Source organism: Streptomyces sp. NPDC088261 (genome assembly GCF_044740805.1).
Lineage (GTDB): Bacteria > Actinomycetota > Actinomycetes > Streptomycetales > Streptomycetaceae > Streptomyces.
The window spans coordinates 72,331-90,232 of record NZ_JBIURL010000025.1; the positions used below are offsets into that span (position 1 = coordinate 72,331).

At 72.5% G+C, this 17,902-nt stretch carries 18 protein-coding genes; 7 read left to right on the forward strand and 11 right to left on the reverse strand.

Going from position 1 to position 17,902, the window contains the following annotated elements; genetic code table 11:
* The 5 genes from ACIODU_RS31645 to ACIODU_RS31665 form a co-directional block, all read right to left on the reverse strand.
* Complete coding sequence (locus tag ACIODU_RS31645; RefSeq protein WP_327232781.1) at positions 1-264, reverse strand: phosphopantetheine-binding protein; 264 nt, start codon at positions 262-264, stop codon at positions 1-3.
* A complete protein-coding gene (locus ACIODU_RS31650; protein ID WP_401772175.1) occupies positions 261-1,775 on the reverse strand; it encodes an AMP-binding protein in 1,515 nt (504 codons plus the stop codon). Before ACIODU_RS31650 ends, ACIODU_RS31645 begins: the two co-directional genes overlap by 4 nt.
* Positions 1,765-2,685 carry a MaoC family dehydratase gene (locus ACIODU_RS31655; RefSeq protein WP_401772178.1) on the reverse strand — a complete coding sequence of 307 codons (921 nt, stop codon included), beginning with the start codon at positions 2,683-2,685 and terminating at the stop codon, positions 1,765-1,767. The genes ACIODU_RS31650 and ACIODU_RS31655 overlap by 11 nt, the downstream gene beginning before the upstream one ends.
* On the reverse strand, positions 2,682-3,932 hold the full coding sequence (locus tag ACIODU_RS31660; protein WP_161308097.1) for a beta-ketoacyl synthase: 1,251 nt from the start codon (positions 3,930-3,932) through the stop codon (positions 2,682-2,684). Before ACIODU_RS31660 ends, ACIODU_RS31655 begins: the two co-directional genes overlap by 4 nt.
* A 209-nt stretch (positions 3,933-4,141) precedes the next feature.
* The gene (locus tag ACIODU_RS31665) at positions 4,142-5,359 is read right to left on the reverse strand and encodes an 8-amino-7-oxononanoate synthase (RefSeq protein ID WP_356421170.1); all 1,218 of its coding nucleotides are present in this window, start codon (positions 5,357-5,359) and stop codon (positions 4,142-4,144) included.
* 394 nt (positions 5,360-5,753) lie between these two features.
* On the opposite strand from ACIODU_RS31665, the gene ACIODU_RS31670 reads away from it, so the two are divergent.
* The gene (locus ACIODU_RS31670) at positions 5,754-6,632 is read left to right on the forward strand and encodes a BTAD domain-containing putative transcriptional regulator (RefSeq protein ID WP_401772181.1); all 879 of its coding nucleotides are present in this window, start codon (positions 5,754-5,756) and stop codon (positions 6,630-6,632) included.
* Between the two features lie 85 nt (positions 6,633-6,717).
* On the opposite strand, the gene ACIODU_RS31675 is transcribed toward ACIODU_RS31670, so the two are convergent.
* From ACIODU_RS31675 to ACIODU_RS31685, 3 genes are read right to left on the reverse strand one after another with little or no spacing between them, the layout of a single operon-like run.
* Complete coding sequence (locus ACIODU_RS31675; RefSeq protein WP_356421164.1) at positions 6,718-7,473, reverse strand: SDR family NAD(P)-dependent oxidoreductase; 756 nt, start codon at positions 7,471-7,473, stop codon at positions 6,718-6,720.
* Positions 7,470-8,453: a ketoacyl-ACP synthase III gene (locus tag ACIODU_RS31680; protein ID WP_356421161.1), complete on the reverse strand. Its 984-nt coding sequence runs from the start codon at positions 8,451-8,453 to the stop codon at positions 7,470-7,472. Before ACIODU_RS31680 ends, ACIODU_RS31675 begins: the two co-directional genes overlap by 4 nt.
* Before the next feature lie 12 nt (positions 8,454-8,465).
* A complete protein-coding gene (locus ACIODU_RS31685) occupies positions 8,466-8,726 on the reverse strand; it encodes a hypothetical protein (RefSeq protein ID WP_161308102.1) in 261 nt (86 codons plus the stop codon).
* A gap of 240 nt (positions 8,727-8,966) precedes the next feature.
* Between ACIODU_RS31685 and ACIODU_RS31690 the strand changes: the two genes are divergently transcribed.
* The 6 genes from ACIODU_RS31690 (at position 8,967) to ACIODU_RS31715 (ending at position 15,254) form a co-directional block, all read left to right on the forward strand.
* Positions 8,967-9,851: a class I SAM-dependent methyltransferase gene (locus ACIODU_RS31690; RefSeq protein WP_356421158.1), complete on the forward strand. Its 885-nt coding sequence runs from the start codon at positions 8,967-8,969 to the stop codon at positions 9,849-9,851.
* A 10-nt stretch (positions 9,852-9,861) separates the two neighbouring features.
* A complete protein-coding gene (locus ACIODU_RS31695; protein ID WP_356421155.1) occupies positions 9,862-11,424 on the forward strand; it encodes an NAD(P)/FAD-dependent oxidoreductase in 1,563 nt (520 codons plus the stop codon).
* Between the two features lie 20 nt (positions 11,425-11,444).
* A complete protein-coding gene (locus ACIODU_RS31700) occupies positions 11,445-12,965 on the forward strand; it encodes an FAD-binding protein (RefSeq protein ID WP_356421153.1) in 1,521 nt (506 codons plus the stop codon).
* Between the two features lie 161 nt (positions 12,966-13,126).
* Positions 13,127-13,615: an SRPBCC domain-containing protein gene (locus ACIODU_RS31705; RefSeq protein WP_401772187.1), complete on the forward strand. Its 489-nt coding sequence runs from the start codon at positions 13,127-13,129 to the stop codon at positions 13,613-13,615.
* Entirely contained in the window at positions 13,612-14,478 is an 867-nt protein-coding gene (locus ACIODU_RS31710; RefSeq protein ID WP_356421149.1) for an alpha/beta hydrolase, read from the forward strand. Before ACIODU_RS31705 ends, ACIODU_RS31710 begins: the two co-directional genes overlap by 4 nt.
* A gap of 14 nt (positions 14,479-14,492) precedes the next feature.
* Positions 14,493-15,254 carry a 4'-phosphopantetheinyl transferase gene (locus ACIODU_RS31715; protein WP_401772190.1) on the forward strand — a complete coding sequence of 254 codons (762 nt, stop codon included), beginning with the start codon at positions 14,493-14,495 and terminating at the stop codon, positions 15,252-15,254.
* Here ACIODU_RS31715 and ACIODU_RS31720 read toward each other — a convergent pair.
* The 3 genes from ACIODU_RS31720 to ACIODU_RS31730 all read right to left on the reverse strand — a co-directional run bounded on the left by ACIODU_RS31720 (position 15,181) and on the right by ACIODU_RS31730 (position 17,548).
* Positions 15,181-16,173: an AraC family transcriptional regulator gene (locus tag ACIODU_RS31720; RefSeq protein WP_356421144.1), complete on the reverse strand. Its 993-nt coding sequence runs from the start codon at positions 16,171-16,173 to the stop codon at positions 15,181-15,183. The two genes, ACIODU_RS31715 and ACIODU_RS31720, sit on opposite strands and share 74 nt — an antisense overlap.
* Positions 16,174-16,325: 152 nt before the next feature.
* Positions 16,326-16,883 carry an anthrone oxygenase family protein gene (locus ACIODU_RS31725; protein ID WP_356421142.1) on the reverse strand — a complete coding sequence of 186 codons (558 nt, stop codon included), beginning with the start codon at positions 16,881-16,883 and terminating at the stop codon, positions 16,326-16,328.
* Between the two features lie 11 nt (positions 16,884-16,894).
* Positions 16,895-17,548: a hemerythrin domain-containing protein gene (locus tag ACIODU_RS31730; RefSeq protein ID WP_356421140.1), complete on the reverse strand. Its 654-nt coding sequence runs from the start codon at positions 17,546-17,548 to the stop codon at positions 16,895-16,897.
* Positions 17,549-17,902: the final 354 nt, after the last annotated feature.

The following is a 17,902-nucleotide window of genomic DNA, read 5'->3' on the forward strand; positions in this document are numbered from 1 at the left end:
TCAGCTTCCTGCGACCTCTGGCCGGCGCGAGCCCGAGACGAAGGCGTCGATCGCGGCGACACTGCGGAAGTTGTCCGGGTCGAGGTCCTCGTCACCGATGGCGACCTCGAACCGGTCCTCGACCCAGGCGATCAGCTTCAGCACGCCGAGGCTGTCGATGACGCCGTCGGAGAGCAGGTCGTGGTCGTCGGCCAGCTCCTCGGCGCTGACGTCGGGCAGGAACTCCTCGATGACGAACTGCTTGATGGTGCCGACGTGGCTCATGACGTTCTTCCTTTCGCTGATGACAGAGGGTGGAGCCGGTCGAGCGCCCTGCGGTCGACCTTCCCGGTGGCGGTCTTGGGCAGCGGCTCGTCGACGATCCGCAGCTGGGCGGGGACGGCGGCCCTGGGCAGGCCCTGGGCGCAGTGCTTGCGCAGTTCGAGGCTGCTCAGGCCGCTGCCGGGCGCGCGCTGGACGGCGGCGATCAGGACGCGGCCCTCGATGGGGTCGGGCACGGCGGCCACCCCCGCTTCGAGCACCGAGGGGTGGTCGAGCAGGACCCGTTCCACCTCGGCGGTGTTCACGGCCACACCCCGGACCTTGACCTGGTGGTCGCCGCGTCCGGTGAGGTGGAGCCGTCCTTCGGGGTCGCGCCGTACGAGGTCGCCGGTACGGAACCAGGGGCGGTCGTCCAGCCCGAGGGGGTGGCCGGTGAACACGCCGGCGTGCCGGGTCCGGTCGAGGTAGCCCGCCGACTGGAAGGGCGTCGACACGTACAGCTCGCCGGAGCCGGGTCCGGTGACGGGCCGGCCGTCCTGGTCCAGGACCAGGGCCTCGACGCCGGGGAGCGGCACGCCGATCGGCACCGGTGTGCCGGACGCGGCGTCCACCTCGTGGACGAAGCTGTCGTTGGTCTCGGTGCAGCCGTAGATGTTGTGGATCCGCGCCGAGGGGAAGAGCTTCGGCAGTCCGCCCAGGGTGCGGTCGGGGATGACGTCGCCGGTGAACATGGCGTGCCGGACGCCGGGCAGGGTCACCCCGCGCCGCTCGGCGGCGTCGAGCAGCAGACCGTAGAACATCGGCACCGCCTGGACGACCTCGACGTCGTGGCGCACGAGCAGGTCGAGGAGGTGGCCGCCGCGGGCGGCGAGGGCGGGGTCGACCAGGACGACCCGGCCGCCGTGGGCCAGGGTGGTCCAGACGTCGAGCAGGCAGAGGTCGAAGTTGAGCGGGGCGTAGTTGAGGACCGTCGTGCCCCGGGTGATCGAGAAGGCGGGTCCCGCCCAGGCGGCGAAGCGGTTCACGGCCTCCCGGCCCAGCGGGACGATCTTGGGCAGGCTGGTGGAGCCCGAGGTGGTGAGCATGAACGACACCTCGGCGGCCTCGCGGGGCGAGAGCGGCTGCGGGGTGACGTCCGGGTTGGGGACCACGCCCGGGTCCTCGGCCCCGGGGGCGATCACCCGGCGGCAGCCCGCCTGGGCGAACAGGTCCGCGAGCAGGGCGGGGGCGAGGGCGGGGGACGGCAGGAGGAAGGGGCGCCGGGCGAGCAGGCACGCCAGGACGAGGGCGACGGCCGCCGGTGACTTGGTGGCGAGGACGCCGACGGGTTCGCCGGGGGTGAGCCCGATCGCGTCCAGCCGTTCGCGCTGCCGCCCGGCCAGTTCGTACAGCTCGCGGTACGAGGTCTCCTCGCCGTTCCAGACGAGTGCGGGCGCGTCGGGGCGCTCGCGGACCTGGAGGAGGAACCCGCCGACGAGACCGCCGGGGCCCGGGCCGGGGCTGTCACCGCTCATGGCTGCCTCCGGTGGGTACGGCCCCGGAGGGGGCGGCCGGGTCGGCGAGCTGGACCCAGCCGCTCTTCACGGCGGGGCCCGCCGGGGTCCTGCCGGTGAAGCGCACCACCAGGCCGGCCGCGTCCGGCTGGAGTTCGAGGCGCAGTTCCTCGCCGGGCGCCACGGGCGACGAGAAGCGGGCGCCGATGCCCCGTACGCGCGAGGGGTCGCCGTCGGCGTACCGGTCGGTGATCTCCTCGACGGCCAGGGCCACCACGCTCATGCCGTGCGCGATGACGGAGCCGAAGCCGGCGGCGCGGGCCGCCTCCTGGTCGAGGTGGATGGGGTTGAGGTCGCCCGAGGCGTGGGCGTACCGGCTGATCCACTCCTCGGTCAACTCGTGCGTCGCGAGGGCGGGTTCACCGGAGCCCGCGGGCTTCGGGGCGGGGGCGCCGCCCGAGATGTCGCCGAAGGGATCCAGTGCGGTGGCGCCGACGAGCAGGGCGCTGGTGAGCAGCTCGGCGAAGGGCTCCGCTCCCCCGTCCGCGTCGCCGCTGAGCAGGGAGCGCAGCGCGACCCGGGTGCCGCGGGGCTCGCGGCGGGCGCCGAGCACGTCGAGCCGTACGGTCACCCGCTCACCGGCGGCGATGAGCCGGCGGCAGCGGATGTCCTGGCCGAGGTGGACGACGGAGACGGGTCCGTCCTCGGCGGCGGTCAGCGCGGCGACCGTCTGCTCGGCGACGGTGTGGGCGAGGACGAACGCGTGCACGGGCGAGGCGGATCCGTCCGCCGGGCTGCCGGTCCCGGCCGCCGGGAGCGCGGACCGTACGGCGTCCCGGTAGGCGGCGAGGTCCGCCGCGGTGACGGTGGAGGCCGCCGCGGGGGCGAGGGCCTGGGCCCCGGTGGTTCCTTCGATCGGTGTGGTGGTCATACCGGCGTCACCACCAGGGTGGAGTTGTGGCCGCCGAAGCCGAAGGAGTTCGACAGCGCCGGTCCGGACGCCACGGGGCGCGGGGCGCCGTGGACCACGTCGATTTCCATGCCTGGCTCCAGTTGTTCGTGGTTGGCGGTGGGCGGGACCTCGCACCGGCGCATCGCCTCGACGGTGGCGATCAGCTCGACGGCTCCCGCGGCTCCGATGAGGTGGCCGATGACACTCTTGGTCGCGGTCACCGGCGGTCCGTCGGCGCCGAACACCTTGGTGAGGGCGGCGGCCTCGGCCCGGTCGTTGTGCGGGGTGGAGGTGCCGTGGGCGTTGACGTGCACGATGTCGGAGGGGATCAGCCCGGCGTCGGCGATCGCCCCGGTCATCGCGTCGATGGCGGCGGACCCGTCGGGCAGGGGCATGGCGAGGTGGTAGGCGTCGGAGGTGGCCGCGTACCCGGCGACGGTGGCGTACGTCCGTGCGCCCCGCGCCCGAGCGTCGTCCAGGCGTTCGAGGACGACGAACCCGGCGCCCTCCCCCATCACGAACCCGTCGCGGTCGGTGTCGAACGGCCGGGAGGCGTGCTCCGGGTCGTCGTTGCGCATCGAGACGGCGTTGAGGTTGCCGAACCCGGCGAGGGTGACGGGGGTGAGGGTGGATTCGCAGCCGCCCGCGATGACGACGTCCGCCCGGTGGGTCTGGAGGAGCATCAGCGCGTGGCCGACGGCGTCGGCGCCGCTGGCGCAGGTGGTGGCGATGGTGAGGGCGGGGCCCTGCCAGCCGAGCCGGATCGCGATCTGCGCGGCGGCGGCGTTGGGCATCGTCATCAGCGGCATGAGCGGGTTGACCCGGTGGGGGCCCGACTCGGTGAAGAGCCGGGACTGCTCGTCGCTGGTGGCCCGGCCGCCGACGGCGTTGCCGACGACGATGGCGGTACGGCCGGGGTCGGCGGTGGGCGCACCGGCGTCGCGGTGGGCGGCGAGCGCGGCGGTCGTCCCGTACAGCGCGAACGGGTCCATCCGTCGCGCGTCCTTGTCGGGGACCAGTCCGACGGCGTCGAGTCCGCGGACCCGGCAGCCGATCCTGACCCGGTGCCGGGACAGGTCGAGGTGGGTGAGCGCGGCGGCGGTCGACCGGCCGGCGCGGAGGGTGTCCCACAGGTCGTCGGGGGTGCTGCCGCCCGGAGTGACGACGCCCATGCCGGTGATCGCGACAGGCGCTGTGAGCGGTGCGTGCCTCGGTGAGGTTGGCATCTCGGATCCCGTATCCCGTGCGAGCGGCGGACGGCCGTCCGGCCGTTGAGGTGGTGTCGGTGGTGGCGGCCGGCGCGCGTGCCGACCGGTGGTGCGGGTCGGTGGCACGCGCGCGTCGGCCGTCGGTGTCGGCCCGGCCGCGGGGCTCCGGCCCCGACGATGCGTCAGGCGCGTGTCGGGGCCGGGCCCGGGCGTGGGTCGGGCGTGGTTCAGGCGGGGATCAGACCGCACTCCGCCGCGGCCTTGAGGAAGGCCTCCGCGGCGAAGTCGAGGTCCGCCTTGGTGTGGCGGGCGGTGATGGCGATCCGCAGCCGCGCCAGGTCGTTGGGGACCGCCGGGGTGACCACCGGCAGCCCGATCACGCCGGCCGCGCGGCACGCGGTCGCGTAGTCGTAGGCGGCGTCGTCGGAGCCCGCGATGACCGGGACGACGGCCGTCTCGCTGTCGCCCGTCCGCATGCCCCCCTCGTTCAGGGTGCGGCGGAAGCGCGCGGACTCCTCCTGGATGTGGGTGACCCGCTCCGGCTCCTGCTGGAGGATGCGCAGCGACTCCAGCGCGGCTCCGGTCTGGGCCGGGCCGAGCGCGGCGGAGAAGAGGAACGGCCGCGCCGCGTACTTGAGGTGGCCGATCAGTTCCTCGGGCCCCGCGACCCAGCCGCCCATGGAGGGGATGGCCTTGGACAGGGTGCCCAGCTTGACGTCGACCTTCGCCGTGTACCCGAAGTGCTCCTCGATGCCCTTGCCGGTGGCGCCGATGACACCGAGCGCGTGGGCCTCGTCCACCATCAGCAGCGCACCGTGCGCGTCGCAGACGCGGCGCAGCTCGGGGAGCGGGGCGATGTCGCCGTCCATGGAGTACACGCTGTCGACGATGACCAGACGGATGCCGTCGGGGCTGGCGGCGGCGAGCCGCCGGTCGAGGTGGTCCACGTCGTTGTGGCGGAAGCGGGTGACGGTGGCGCCGCTGAGGCGGCAGCCGTCGACGATGCTGGCGTGGTCGTACTTGTCGATCAGTACGGTGTCCCCCGCGCCGACCAGGGCGCCGACGGTGCCGACGTTGGCGGCGTAGCCGGAGCCGAAGACCAGGGCCCGGTCCCGGCCGGCGAACTGGGCGACCTCGGCCTCCAGTTCCTCGTGCAGCGGGATCGACCCGGCCAGCGCCCGTACCCCGTGGTTGCCGGTGCCGTACAGCTCGACGGCGGCCTGGGCGGCGCGGACCACACGCTCGTCACCGGCCAGCCCGAGGTAGCTGTAGCCCGACATCATCAGGAGGCGGCGGCCGTCGAGGTCGGCGTACGCGGAGTCCCGCTCGACCGTGTACGTGACGAAGCTGTTGCGGCGGTCGGGCTCCCATTCGAGCGCCTGCACGCGACGGCGTGTCGCGTCCAGTTTCGGCGCGAGCCGTTCCCAGCCTCCGGATGCGTTCACGGACGTCTCCTCATCCACGTTTCGGACAATTACCGGAGTCCTCTCAACCCTGGACCCGAAGTGCGACGCAATTCAACGACAGGCGCGCAAGCCGGGCGCAACACGGCTGTGAGATGGGGGAATTGGGACAGCGCAACAAGAACGCGACAGCCGGCGGCAATCGGAACTCAAGGCTCCAGCCATTCAGGCGGATTGTTCCCCGGCCACTGTTGACACACCGAGAAGGTTGGCCGGTATCGTCCAATTCTTGTGCGGGGGGCACACCCGAGACGTGTCCCGCTTTCCTCCACAAGGACAAGCGTGACGCCCCCTGGCGCGATCTCGACCCACCGTCGCCGGCGGCAGCCGGCGCCGGAACTCCCGGCCCACCGGCCGACCGCTCAGGGAGTACAGCTTGCTCATCAGACTCGCTGGTCTCGTCACCATCGAACCCGACGGGACTGCCCCACAGCACCTGTCCAGCGCTCAGGCCCAGGTCGCCTTCGCCCGGCTCGTCCTCGAACGCTCCGGGGGCACCAGCCGCGACCAGCTCGCGGACACCGTGTGGCCGGACGGGCTCCCCGACACCTGGGCGTCCGCGCTCCGGAGTGTCGTCAGCCGCGTCCGTACGTTCGTCACGTCCCCGACGCAGCACCCGGGGATCACCCCGCTCGTCGCCCAGGGCGGCCGCTACCTGCTCTACCTGCCCAAGGAAGCGCTGGTCGACGTCGAGTGCGCGGAGGAGGCGGCGACGGAGGCGGCCGAGGCGTACGCGACCGGCTCGTACGGTGTCGCGCAGAAGCTCGCGGCCGCCGCTGTGTCACATCTACGCGGGTCATTTCTGCCGGCCCACGAGGGCGAGTGGGTCAACAGCACCCGCGAGCGCCTCGACGAGCTGCGGCTGTCCGCGCTGGAGACGGCGAGCCTCGCCTCGTCGGCCCTCGGCGACGAGCACCACGCACTGCGCTACGCCGAGGAGGCCGTACGGCGCGCTCCGTTCAGGGAGAGCGCGTACCGGTGCCGGATGGCCGCGCACCGGACGGCCGGCAACCGGGCCGAGGCGCTGCGCACGTACCAGCAGCTGCGCGAGGTCCTCGCCGAGGAGCTGGGCATCGACCCGGCGCCCGAGAGCGAGGCCGCGTACCTGGAGCTGCTGCGCACGCCCGAGGCGCGGCGGCGGCCGGAGCCCCGGGCGGTCACCCAGCTGGACCCGGTCCTGATGGGCATGTTCGAGGCTCCGTACCCGCGGCCGGCCGCACCCCGCCCGTTCGCGCCACGCCGGCGTGTGGCGTAGGTCCTGTCGACGGGGGAGACGGGAAGGACATGAGAAAGAGGCGGCCCGGAGGATTCCGGACCGCCTCGTTTCGTGTGCCGCGGCGTCAGGTGATGGAGACGCCGCTGTCGATGCTGATGACCTGGCCCGTCATGCAGTCCTGGTCCAGGAAGAGCGCCGCACTGCGCGCCACCTCCTCGACCGTGACGAAACGCGGGATGGGGGCCTTGTCCTCCATCCCCTCGATCACCCGGTCGGACAGGTTCTTCGTCATACCGGTGATCATGAAGCCGGGCGACAGGGCGTTGACGGTCACCCCGCGCCGGCCGCACTCGGCGGCCAGGGTCCGGGTGAAGCCGATGAGCCCCGCCTTCGACGCGGAGTACGCCGTCTGGCCCGCCGTCGCGATCAGGCCCGAGGGCGAGACCACGTTGATGATCCGTCCCCACCGCTGCCTGAGCATGTACGGCACGGACGCCCTGGTCGTGTGGAACGAGCCGACCAGGTTGGTCTGGATCACCTGCGCCCAGTCCGCGGGCGACTGCATCGCCATCAGCGAGTCCTTGCGGATCGCGCCGTTGTTGACCAGCACGTCGACGGGTCCGAGGCGCTCGCTGATCTCCGCGTACATCGCGGTGACGGCCTCCCAGGAGCCCACGTCACCGGTCACCACGATGGAGTCGTTGGTGAGCTTGTCCTGGACGGCCCTGGCCTGTGCCTCCGCGCTGTTGTAGTGCACGGCGACCCGGCAGCCGAGGGCGTCCAGTTCGAGTGCCAGCGCCTGGCCGAGACCGCCGGACGCCCCCGTGACGAGGGCGACCGGCTGCTCCGGGCGGCTGCCCGGTGTGTTGTTACGGCTCATTTCTCCCCGCCCCACTCCAGGAGCATCGATCCCCAGGTCATGCCGGCACCGAAGCCCGCGAGCAGCACCTGGTCGCCGTTCTGGATCCGGCCGTCGTCGAGCGCCTCGGTGAGGGCGATCGGGATGGACGCGGACGCGGTGTTGCCGTACCGCTCCAGGTTGGTGACCAGGGCCTCCTTGCGGAGTCCTGTGTGGCTGAGGATCGAGTTGATGATCCGGATGTTGGCCTGGTGCGGGATGATGTGGTCGACGTCGGCGGCGTCGACCTTGGCGCTCTCCAGCGTCTCCCGGACCGTACGGACCGTGTAGCGCACGGCGTTGAGGTAGATCTCGTTGCCGTTGATCTGGGCGTAGTGCAGCCCCGCGCGCACGGTCTCCTCGGTGGTGGGCATCCTGCTGCCGCCCGCCAGTACCTTGAGGCTGCCGGCGCACGAGCCGTCGGCGCCCAGGTTCCACGCCTTGACCCGGTTCTCGGGTCCCGGCGTCAGGACGACGGCGCCCGCGCCGTCGCCGACGAGGATCGACAGGTCCCGGTCGTCGGGGTTGGCCGTCAGGGTGTGGGTGTCGGACCCGATCAGCAGGATGGGCCGGGGGTCGATGGCGATGAGCGCCATCGCCGACACCAGTCCGTAGACGAAGCCCGCGCACTCCGAGTTGACGTCGTGCGCGCTGCCCGCGATGCCGAGGTCGTGGTGGACGAACGCGGACGTGGCCGGTGAGGGCTGTTCCGGGGTGGCGGTGGCGACGATCAGATGGGCGATGTCGGCACCGGTCAGCCCGGCCTTCTCCAGTGCGCGCCGGCCGGCCTCGACCGCCAGGGAGGCGGTCGTCTGGCCGGGGCCCACGGCCCGGCGCTCCTGGATACCGCACCGGCTGACGATCCAGTTCTCGTCCACACCGAAGCGCTCCGCGAGCTCCGCGCTGGTGACCTTGCGCTCGGGTACGGCCATGCCCCACCCGGTGATGTCAAAGCCGTTCACGGGGCGCTCTCGCTACGCCTGCGCCGGCTGCGGCACGAGCGCGAGGATCCGCTCGTACACGTGGCGCAGCGTCGTGGTGTCGTCGAGGTCCGCGAACAGCGACTCGTCGGCGGGGATGTGCGGGTACTGGTTCTGGAACCCGTACAGCCACTCCATCAGGTCCAGCGAGTCGACGTCCGCGATGTGCTGGAGCGGTGCATCGGGGCTGACCTCCTGGGCGCCCGACACGGCCTCGAGCTGGCTCGCCAGTTCTTCGATGGTGGGCAGCGTCATGAGCTTCGGTCCTCTCTCGCGGTGCATCCGGTTTCGAGAGGCATGCAAGCGCGGGCCGCGCAACCGGCGCGCAACACCGGGGCCGTACGCCCGTGTTGCGCGTCTGTTGCGAGCGAACCGCTTTCCTCGTGACCGGATCGCAGGACCGGATCGCCCGGCGGGATCGGCGGTCGGACCGGCCGCCGCACCGGCGGTCGGGACGAGCGGATCGCGGAACCAACACCAGGAAAGAGGTCGAGGATGACAACGGTCGCCCCCAGATCCGTGGACCCCGAGGTCGACGCGGTCAGGCACCACTACGAGGTGAGCAACGATTTCTACGCTCTCCTGCTGGGCCCGTCCATGATGTACTCCGGCGGCTACTGGGAGCCGGACGAGACGCTCGTCGGGGCCCTGGACGAGGCGCAGTTCCGCAAGCTCGACACGTTCGCCGAGCTGGCCGGCGCCAAGGACGCGGGCCGCGTGCTGGACATCGGCTGCGGCTGGGGCACCATGCTCAACCGGCTGACGACGGTCCACGGGGTGCGCGAGGCCGTCGGCCTGACCCTGAGCCGTACCCAGGAGGCGTTCATCACCGGCCTGGACAACCCGCGCATCACCACGCGGGTGGAGAGCTGGGCGGACCACACGACCGAAGAGAAGTACGACGCGGCGTTCTGCATCAACGCGCTGGAGCACTTCGTCTCCTCCAACCTGCCGCCGCGCGAGCGCACCAAGCGCTACCGCTTCTTCTTCAACCAGGTCTCCAAGGCGCTCAACCCGGGGGCGAAGTTCGTCCTGCACACGATGACCGCCGAGGCGCAGCCGATGAGCCGCGAGCTGCTCGCGGACCTCAAGTTCCTCCAGCGCAGCGAGTTCGAGGGGATGCACATCCCGCATCTCCACGAGCTGACCGCCGCCGCGGAGGGTCTCTTCGAGGTCGTGGAGATCGTCAACGAGCGGGAGTCCTTCGCCATGGCGTGCCGCGCCTGGCTGGAGCGCCTGGCCGCGGACCGCGAGGCCGCGGTCGCCCTGGAGGGCGAGGACGTGGTGGCCCGCTTCGAGCGCTACCTCGACATCTTCGCCTACACCCTCGAGGACAAGTTCTTCAACAACTTCCGCGTCACCATCGCGCGCAGGGGCTGAGGAGGCCACCGTGACGAGCATTCTCGAACCCGCCCAAGGCGGCGGAGTGAGCGGTGAGGCGCGGGACGCGGCCGGCCGGGGGCCGACCCGTCATCTGCGGGTCGCGGTCATCGGCAGTGGCTTCTCGGGCCTGGGTACGGCCATCCGGCTGCTCCAGCAGGGCATCGACGACTTCCTGGTCTTCGAGCGGGCCGACGAGGTGGGCGGCACCTGGCGCGACAACTCCTACCCGGGGTGCGCCTGTGACGTGATGTCCCACCTGTACTCGTTCTCGTTCGCGCAGAACCCGCACTGGAAGAGCACGTTCGGCAAGCGCGACGAGCTGTACGCGTATCTGCGGGACTGCGCCGACCGGTTCGGGGTACGGCCCCACATCCGCTTCGGCCACGAGCTGATCGCCGCCCGCTGGGACGACGCGACCCGCCACTGGCACATCGAGACCTCGGGCGGGGAGTACACCGCCCAGGTCCTGGTCACCGGCACCGGATACCTGAGTGAGCCGGCGCTGCCGGACATCCCGGGGCTCGCGGACTTCGAGGGGAAGGTCTTCCACTCCTCGCGCTGGGACCACGACCACGACCTGGCGGGCCGGCGCGTCGCCGTCATCGGCACGGGCGCCTCCGCCATCCAGTTCGTCCCGAAGATCCAGCCCGAGGTGGGGCAGCTGGACCTCTACCAGCGCACTCCCCCGTGGGTCGGCCCGAAGAACGACAAGGCCACCAGCCCGCTCCAGGCGAAGCTGCTGCGCGGACTGCCCGGCTACCAGAACTTCCGGCGCAACTTCAACATGTGGGGTCGCGAGATCCTGGCCTTCGTGATGGCGCGCCCCAAGGTCGCGGGCAAGATGCAGAAGATGGCGTCGGACCATCTGAAGAAGAGCGTCGCCGACCCGGCGCTGCGCGAGCGGCTGACGCCCGACTACGTCATGGCGTGCAAGCGGCTGCTGTTCTCGAACACCTGGTACCCGGCGATCCAGCAGCCCAACGTCGAGCTCGTCACGGACGGGATCGACCACATCAGGGCCAAGTCGGTGGTGGGCAAGGACGGCCAGGAGCGCGAGGTCGACACCATCATCCTCGGTACGGGCTTCAAGGCCGTGGACCGGCCGGTCGCCGGGCGGATCTGGGGCCGGGGCGGCGTCCAGCTGCGGGAGGCGTGGAGCGGCGGCATGTCGGCGCACCGCGGCACCACCGTGGCCGGCTTCCCCAACCTGTTCATGCTGCTCGGCCCCAACACGACCCTCGGGCACTCCTCGCAGGTCGTGATGATCGAGGCCCAGATCGCCTACGTACTCGACGCGCTGAAGCAGATGGACCGGCGCGGCCTGTCCAGCGTGGAGGTCCGCCAGGAGGCCCAGGCGGCGTACAACGAGGCGCTCGACAAGCGGCTCGACGGCACGGTCTGGAACGCCGGGAACTGCAAGAGCTGGTACCTCGACAGCAGCGGCCGCAACCCGTCGATCTGGCCGACGTACACCTGGCGGTTCCGCCGTCAGACCAAGCACTTCGATCTGGGCGAGTACCAGCTCGCCACCACTGTCGGCGCCGGAAGACCGGCTGTGAAGCACGTATGACGAACGGGAGAACGGACCAGATGAGCAACAGCACTCCTTCTCGGCGCAGGGTCCTGGGCGGGATCGCCGCCACCGCGGCCACCGTGGTGGGCTGGAACGCCACCACCCAGACGTGGGCGACCGCGGCGGAGTCCGGCCGGGGCCACGGCGGTCACGGCGGGCACGGCCAGGTGTCCCCCGTACCGCCGCTGGACGGGACGCTGAAGACGTCCGGGACCGAACTGGCCTCGTTCGGCCAGGACTTCGGCCGGCTGGTGACGGACGCCCTGCCGTGGGCGGTGCTGGTGCCCGGGTCGGACCGGGACGTCGTCGCGATGGTGAACTACGCCAGGGCGAACAACCTCAAGATCGCCGTCAACGGGCGCAGCGGCACCGGTGACGACATCGAGTCGCACTCCAGCTACGGCCAGGCCTCGGTCCGGGGCGGCATCTCGATCGACGCGCGCGGTCTCGCGAAGATCTACAGCATCGGTTCGAGCACGGCGACGGTGGGCGCGGGTGTCACCTGGGGCCAGCTGACGGACGCGGCGGCGCCCAAGGGCAAGATGCCGCCGGCGGTGCCGGACTACCTGCACCTGTCGATCGGCGGCACGCTGAGTGTCGGCGGCATCGGCGGTACGGCGGGCAAGTACGGCCTGCTCGTCGACACGGTCCGGTCGCTGGACGTCGTCACCGGCGCCGGCCAGCTGGTCACCACCTCGCCGACGGTCCGCCCCGACCTGTTCAACGCCGTGCTGGGCGGTGGCGGTCAGGTCGCCATCATCCTGCGCGCCACGGTGGACGTCATCCCGCTCAAGGAGCGGGCGGTCATCTTCAGCCTGTACTACAACGACGTCGCGACCTACATGGCCGACTCGGAGAAGGTCCTCGCGGACGGCCGGTTCGAGGTCCAGGCGGGCGAGTTGCAGCGCACCCCGGACGACACGGGCTGGCGCTACAAGCTGGAGGTCGGGGCCGTCTACAACGGCACCGCCGTCCCGGACCGCGCGGCGCTGCTCGCGGGGCTGCGGGACAACCGGGCCGAGGCCGTCATCGAGGACATGACGTACCGCGACTACAACTTCCGCCTCGACGCGGCGGAGGCGTTCCTCAAGGAGACGGGGTACTGGTTCCAGCCGAAGCCCTGGCTGTCCATGTTCCTGCCCGCCTCCAAGGCCAAGCAGTTCCTGAAGATCGCCGAGGCCGAGCTGACGGCGAACGACCTGGGCGCCGGCTTCCTGCTGACGTACCCGTACCGCACGTCGAAGCTCAAGCGCCCGCTGGCCGTCCAGCCGAACGAGCCGGTCGCGTACCTCTTCGACCTGCTGCGCTTCCCGCACCCGGGTGAGCCGAACATCCAGGGGATGCTGGAGCAGAACCGGCGGCTGTACGACAAGGCCGTCGCGCTCGGCGCCAAGCGCTACCTGGTCGGCGCCGTCCCGAGGATGACGGGGACGGACTGGAAGCGTCACTTCGGCAACCGCTACGCCGAGTTCTACTCCGCGAAGCGGCGCTACGACCCGGCGGGCATCCTCACGCCCGGCCAGGGATTCTTCGGCTGACCGACCGGGGGCGGGGTCTCTCCGCGGCCCCGCCCCCGCCGCCCGCCCCTCCCGTTTCTTTCCCGCGCACCACATCGCACCACATCGCACCGCACCGCCAGCCGCACCGTACCGACCCCCTTCACCGCTCCCCCATCCGCAGGACCGCACAGGGAGATCCCATGACCGGATACGACATCATCGACGAGGCGGTGGTCGGCGCCCCCGCGGACGCCGTCTGGGACGCGCTCGTCGCCGAGTTCCGCGGCGCCGCGGCCTGGTGGGTCCCGGCGAACACCTTCGAGACCGTGACCGGCGCACCCGACGTCGTGGGCGGCGAGGTCGCGGTGACCGTCCACACCAAGGGCGTCGACAAGGGCGGGCTGAAGCTCCGCTTCACCCAGCGCACGCTCTCCGTGGACCCGGGCCGCCGGCTGGCGGTCGAATACGTCGACGGGGTCTTCCGCGGTCCTGCCACGTTCGTCCTGGAGCCGCTCGACGGCGGGGCCCGTACCCGGGTGCGCATGCACTTCCAGGGCCGGCCGCAGGGCAAGCTCAAGGTCATCTCCAAGCTCGCCGACATCGGCGCCGAGCACTCGAAGGCGACCCTCGCGGCCTTCGCGGCGCTGGACCGGCGGCTGGCCGGCGCCCGGGAAGGCGCCTCACGATGAGCGCCCTCACGCGGCTTCCCGCCGGCTCGCTGACCGAGGAGACGACCGTCCGCACCGACGACGGCGCCGCCCTCGCCGTCACCGTCCTCGGCCCCCTGAGCCCCGGACCCGGCACCGGGACCACGGTCGTGCTGGCGCACGGCTGGGCCGCCGGGCGCCGCGTGTGGGGCACGGTCGCCGACCGGCTGATCAGGGACGGCCACCGCGTGGTGCTGTACGACCAGCGCGGGCACGGCGCCTCCGGCCTCGGCACCGAGCCGATCTCGATCCGTCGCCTCGGCGCCGACCTGTCGGCCGTGCTGGGCGAGACGGGTTCACGGGACGGCGTGCTGGTCGGCCACTCGGGCGGCGGTTTCGCGGCGATGGAGTACGCCACGGCCGAGCCCGCTCCCGCGCGGCGGCTGCGCGGGCTGGTGCTGCTGGGCACCGCCGCGCACGACCAGGACACCCCGGACAGCGAAGTACGCATGATGGGCAGCGCGTTGTTCTCCCGGGCGCTGGCGCGGCCCGCGCTGGGCCGCCGGCTGCTGGGCCAGACGATGGGCAAGAAGGTCGACCCGTACGCCCTGGAGGTCAACCGGCAGATGTTCGCCGCGGCGTCCCCCCAGGTGCGCGCGGACTGCTTCCGCTCGTCGCGCGGCATGGACCTGCGGGCCGAGCTGGCCGCCGTCACCACGCCCGCCGTGGTGCTGGCCGGCGAGAACGACCGGGTCATCGCGCCCGAGCTGGGCAAGGCCGTGGCGGCCTCGCTGCCGGACGCGCGGTTCGAACAGCTGCCGGGCGCGGGGCACATGCTGCCGCTGGAGCGTCCCGGCGATGTCGTACGGGCCGTGGCCGGGCTGCTGTCCCGACCCCGCCCGTGACGCCGTTCACCACCATGATCGAAGAGATCCTGCCTCCGGGCGTCAGGTCGGCCGAAGCGTTCGACGACCTGGCGCCCGCGCCGCTGTTCCCCGAGGAGGCCGCGCTGATGGCCGGCCGGTGGGAGCGGCGGCGCCGCCAGTTCGCGACCGCCCGCACCTGCGCCCGCCGCTCGCTGGCCCAACTGGGCCTGGAACCCGCGCCGTTGCTCCCGGGCCCGGGCGGTGCGCCGCAGTGGCCGGCGGGAGTGGTGGGCAGCATCACCCACTGCGACGGCTACCGGGCGGCGGTCGTGGCGAGGACCACCGACGTCGCGGCGCTCGGCATCGACGCGGAGCCCGCGGAGCCGTTGCCCCACGGGGTGCTCGGCCTGGTGGCGTCGGACGGAGAGCGGGCGGCGGTGGAGCGGCTGGCCGCCGGACGGCCGGAAGTGCCGTGGGACCGGCTGCTGTTCTCGGCGAAGGAAGCGGTCTACAAGGCGTGGTTCCCGGCGACGGGCCGGTGGCTGGGCTTCGCGGACGCCCGCGTCGAGCCGTCCGACGACGGTACGTTCCTGGCGTGCCTGCACCCGGCGGACCCGCCCGTACACGCTCCCACGCACTACGCGGGCCGCTGGCTGGTGCGCGGGGAGCTGCTGCTGACGGCGGTGGCCCTGCGGGCCGTACGGCCCTCGCCGCTCCCCCCGGCCGGTGCGCCCGCCCCGGTCAGCGGTCGAGCACGACGATACGGGCCGGAGCGCCCTGCCGGTGCGCCGACGGGGACCCGCTGCCCTTCCTGAACTGCTGCGGGCTCACGCCCCGTACGCGCTTGAAGGCCGCGCTCAGCGCGAACGCCCCGCTGTAGCCCACCCGGCGCGCCACCGTGGCCACCGTCGCGTCCGGCTCCCGCAGCAGGTCCGCGGCGAGGGTGAGGCGCCAGCCCGTCAGGTACGCCATCGGGGGCTCGCCGACCAGGTGGGTGAAGTGGCGGGCGAGGCCCGCGCGCGAGACGCCGACGGTGTCGGCGAGCGACGCCACCGTCCAGGCCTTCCCGGGCTGTTCGTGGAGCAGCCGCAGCGCGGGACCCACCACGGGGTCGCTCTGCGCGCGGTACCAGGCGGGCGCGCCGGACTCGGGGACCGCGAGCCAGGTGCGCAGGACGCTGACGAGCAGCAGGTCCAGCAGCCGGTCCAGGACCAGCTCCTGGCCGATCTCGTCCTTGCCGATCTCGTCGGCGAGCAGCGCCACGAGCGGGTTGGGTCCCGCCTCCGCGGGCCGTACGAGCAGGACGGGCAGCGCGGCCAGCAGGCGCCGGCCGATCTCGCTGGGCGCCTGATACGTGCCGCTGAGCATGACGGAGGAGCCGACCCTGCTGTCGTCGCCCCAGGTGCGCACCCCGAGGGCCATCGTCTCCGTGACGTCCTCGCCCTCGGTGGTGTTGCAGCGCTGTTCGGGGCCGACGACGATCTGGAGGGGCGTGTCGAGGTTGTCGGCGATGGTGTACGCCTCGGGGCCGCGCATCACGGCGACGTCCCCGGGACACAGCAGCACCGGGTCCCCGTTGTCGGGGATCACCCAGGCGTCGCCGCGCACCATGGTGACCACGGAGATGGGCGCCCGGTCCTCGACCCGGAGCGACCACGGCGGGTTGAAGACGGACTTGAGGAGGAACGCGCCGCGGGCCTTGGGACCTTCGAGGAGACCGGTCAGAGTGTCCATGTCATCACCTTAGACGACGCCGTATGAAAAGACATCGGTTCGGCATGATCCGTCTCACCTCGAAACACGGTGGCGCGCGCGGTGGTATGCGCCCGCCCTCCTCGCGGGGGAACGAGAAGGAGGGCGGGCGCAGTTCGGGGGGTGGGCGCCGTTCAGGCGCTGCGTGCCGCGTCCCGGCCGTGCAGGACCAGCGCGCGCCCGAGGGCGCCCAGGGCGGCCGTACAGGCCAGCGTGCGCGCGACGTTGGCGGACCGCCACGGCAGGTCGAACGCCTTCCGTACGGCCGCGAGGTCGGCGCGGGACGAACCGGCCCGCGCCAGCCGCCTGTTGAGGGGCAGGTTCACGCAGACCGTGACGGCGACCGAGAACGCGTACAGGGCGGTGGCCGCACCGCTCCAGCGCGCCGCCTCCGGCCGCTCCCGGCGCCGCTGGAGGACCGCGGCGAGCCCCGTCGCGAGGAACACCCCGAGGAACAGCAGCCCGAAGAGCCCGCTGTTGTCGAGGACCCCGTTGATCCGCCGCATCGCGGTCACGTACGCCTCGTCGTCCCGCCGGGCGAGGCGCGGCATGACCGACACGTCGAAGGCGAGGTAGAGACCGGCCATCAGTCCGGTGCCGATGGTCGCGGCGACGAGCACGGGGCGGGTCGCCAGGTCACGGGGGCGTACGGCCGCCGGTACGCCGGGGACCTCGGGGGGAACGGAGTGCATCGGGCTTCCTCTCAGGACGGGCGGGTGACCCCGGTGAGGGTACGTTCGTAGCGCCGGCGCAGCACGGTGTTTCCGATGACCCGGACGGGCGGCGGGATGGTCGCGGCGACCTGCGCCACCGACCGCTTGTCCGCGCCGTCGAACATCCAGGGCTGGAGCGCCGTCATGACCTTGAGCGGGGCGCTGGCGATCACCTTCCGCTCGACCGCGAGGTACTCGTCGGGCGAGAGCCGCGCGAAGACCGGGAAGGAGACCGCCTCCTCGTCCTTGAGGTGGTCCCGCAGCACGGAGTCGAAGCGGGTGGCCGCCTGCTCGACGGCCGCCGGGTCACCGCCGGGGCGCAGCACGCCCGAGACCGCCTCCATGGCCCGGTCGAGGACGACGTGGTCCTCGCCGAGCAGCCGCGCCTCGGCGGCGAACTGCGGGGCCCTGGCGAGCAGTCCCGGCCACAGGACGTCGTCCTCGCTGCGGTGGTGCCAGTCGATGATGTCGCGCAGCTGCTGCCACCAGGCGCCGGCCGGCCCGAGCCCGGCGCGGGTCAGCAGGGGCGCGGCGGCCAGCAGCCGCCGGGCGTCACGGCGCATCGCGATGTGCATCAGCGCGAACCCGTGGAAGTGACCGGGAAGGGAACCGAGGCCGTGCTCGCTCGACATGGGAATACTCATGGCCGCCTCCTCGTGGCTGATACGACTCGTCCGATACGTCTCGTCGTGGGCGTCGTCGCGCGCCGGTGCGCGCGGCCCGCGGTCGCGGGGGGGGGCGGGGGGGGGGGGCCCCCCCCGCCGGGGGGGGGGGGGCTGGGGGCGGCGCCGGCGGGGGGGGGGGGGGGGGGGGGGGGGGGGGGGGGGGGGGGGGGGGGGGGGGGGCGCGGGGGGGGGGGGGGCCCTCTTCCGTACGGGGGGAATCGGGGCGCGGAGGCGTCGGCCGAGGCGTTCGGCGGCCTCACGGCCGGTCAGGAAAAAACTTTCCGGCCCTTCACTTGATGAACACGACCCGACACGGCGTCATGGGCTCACTTC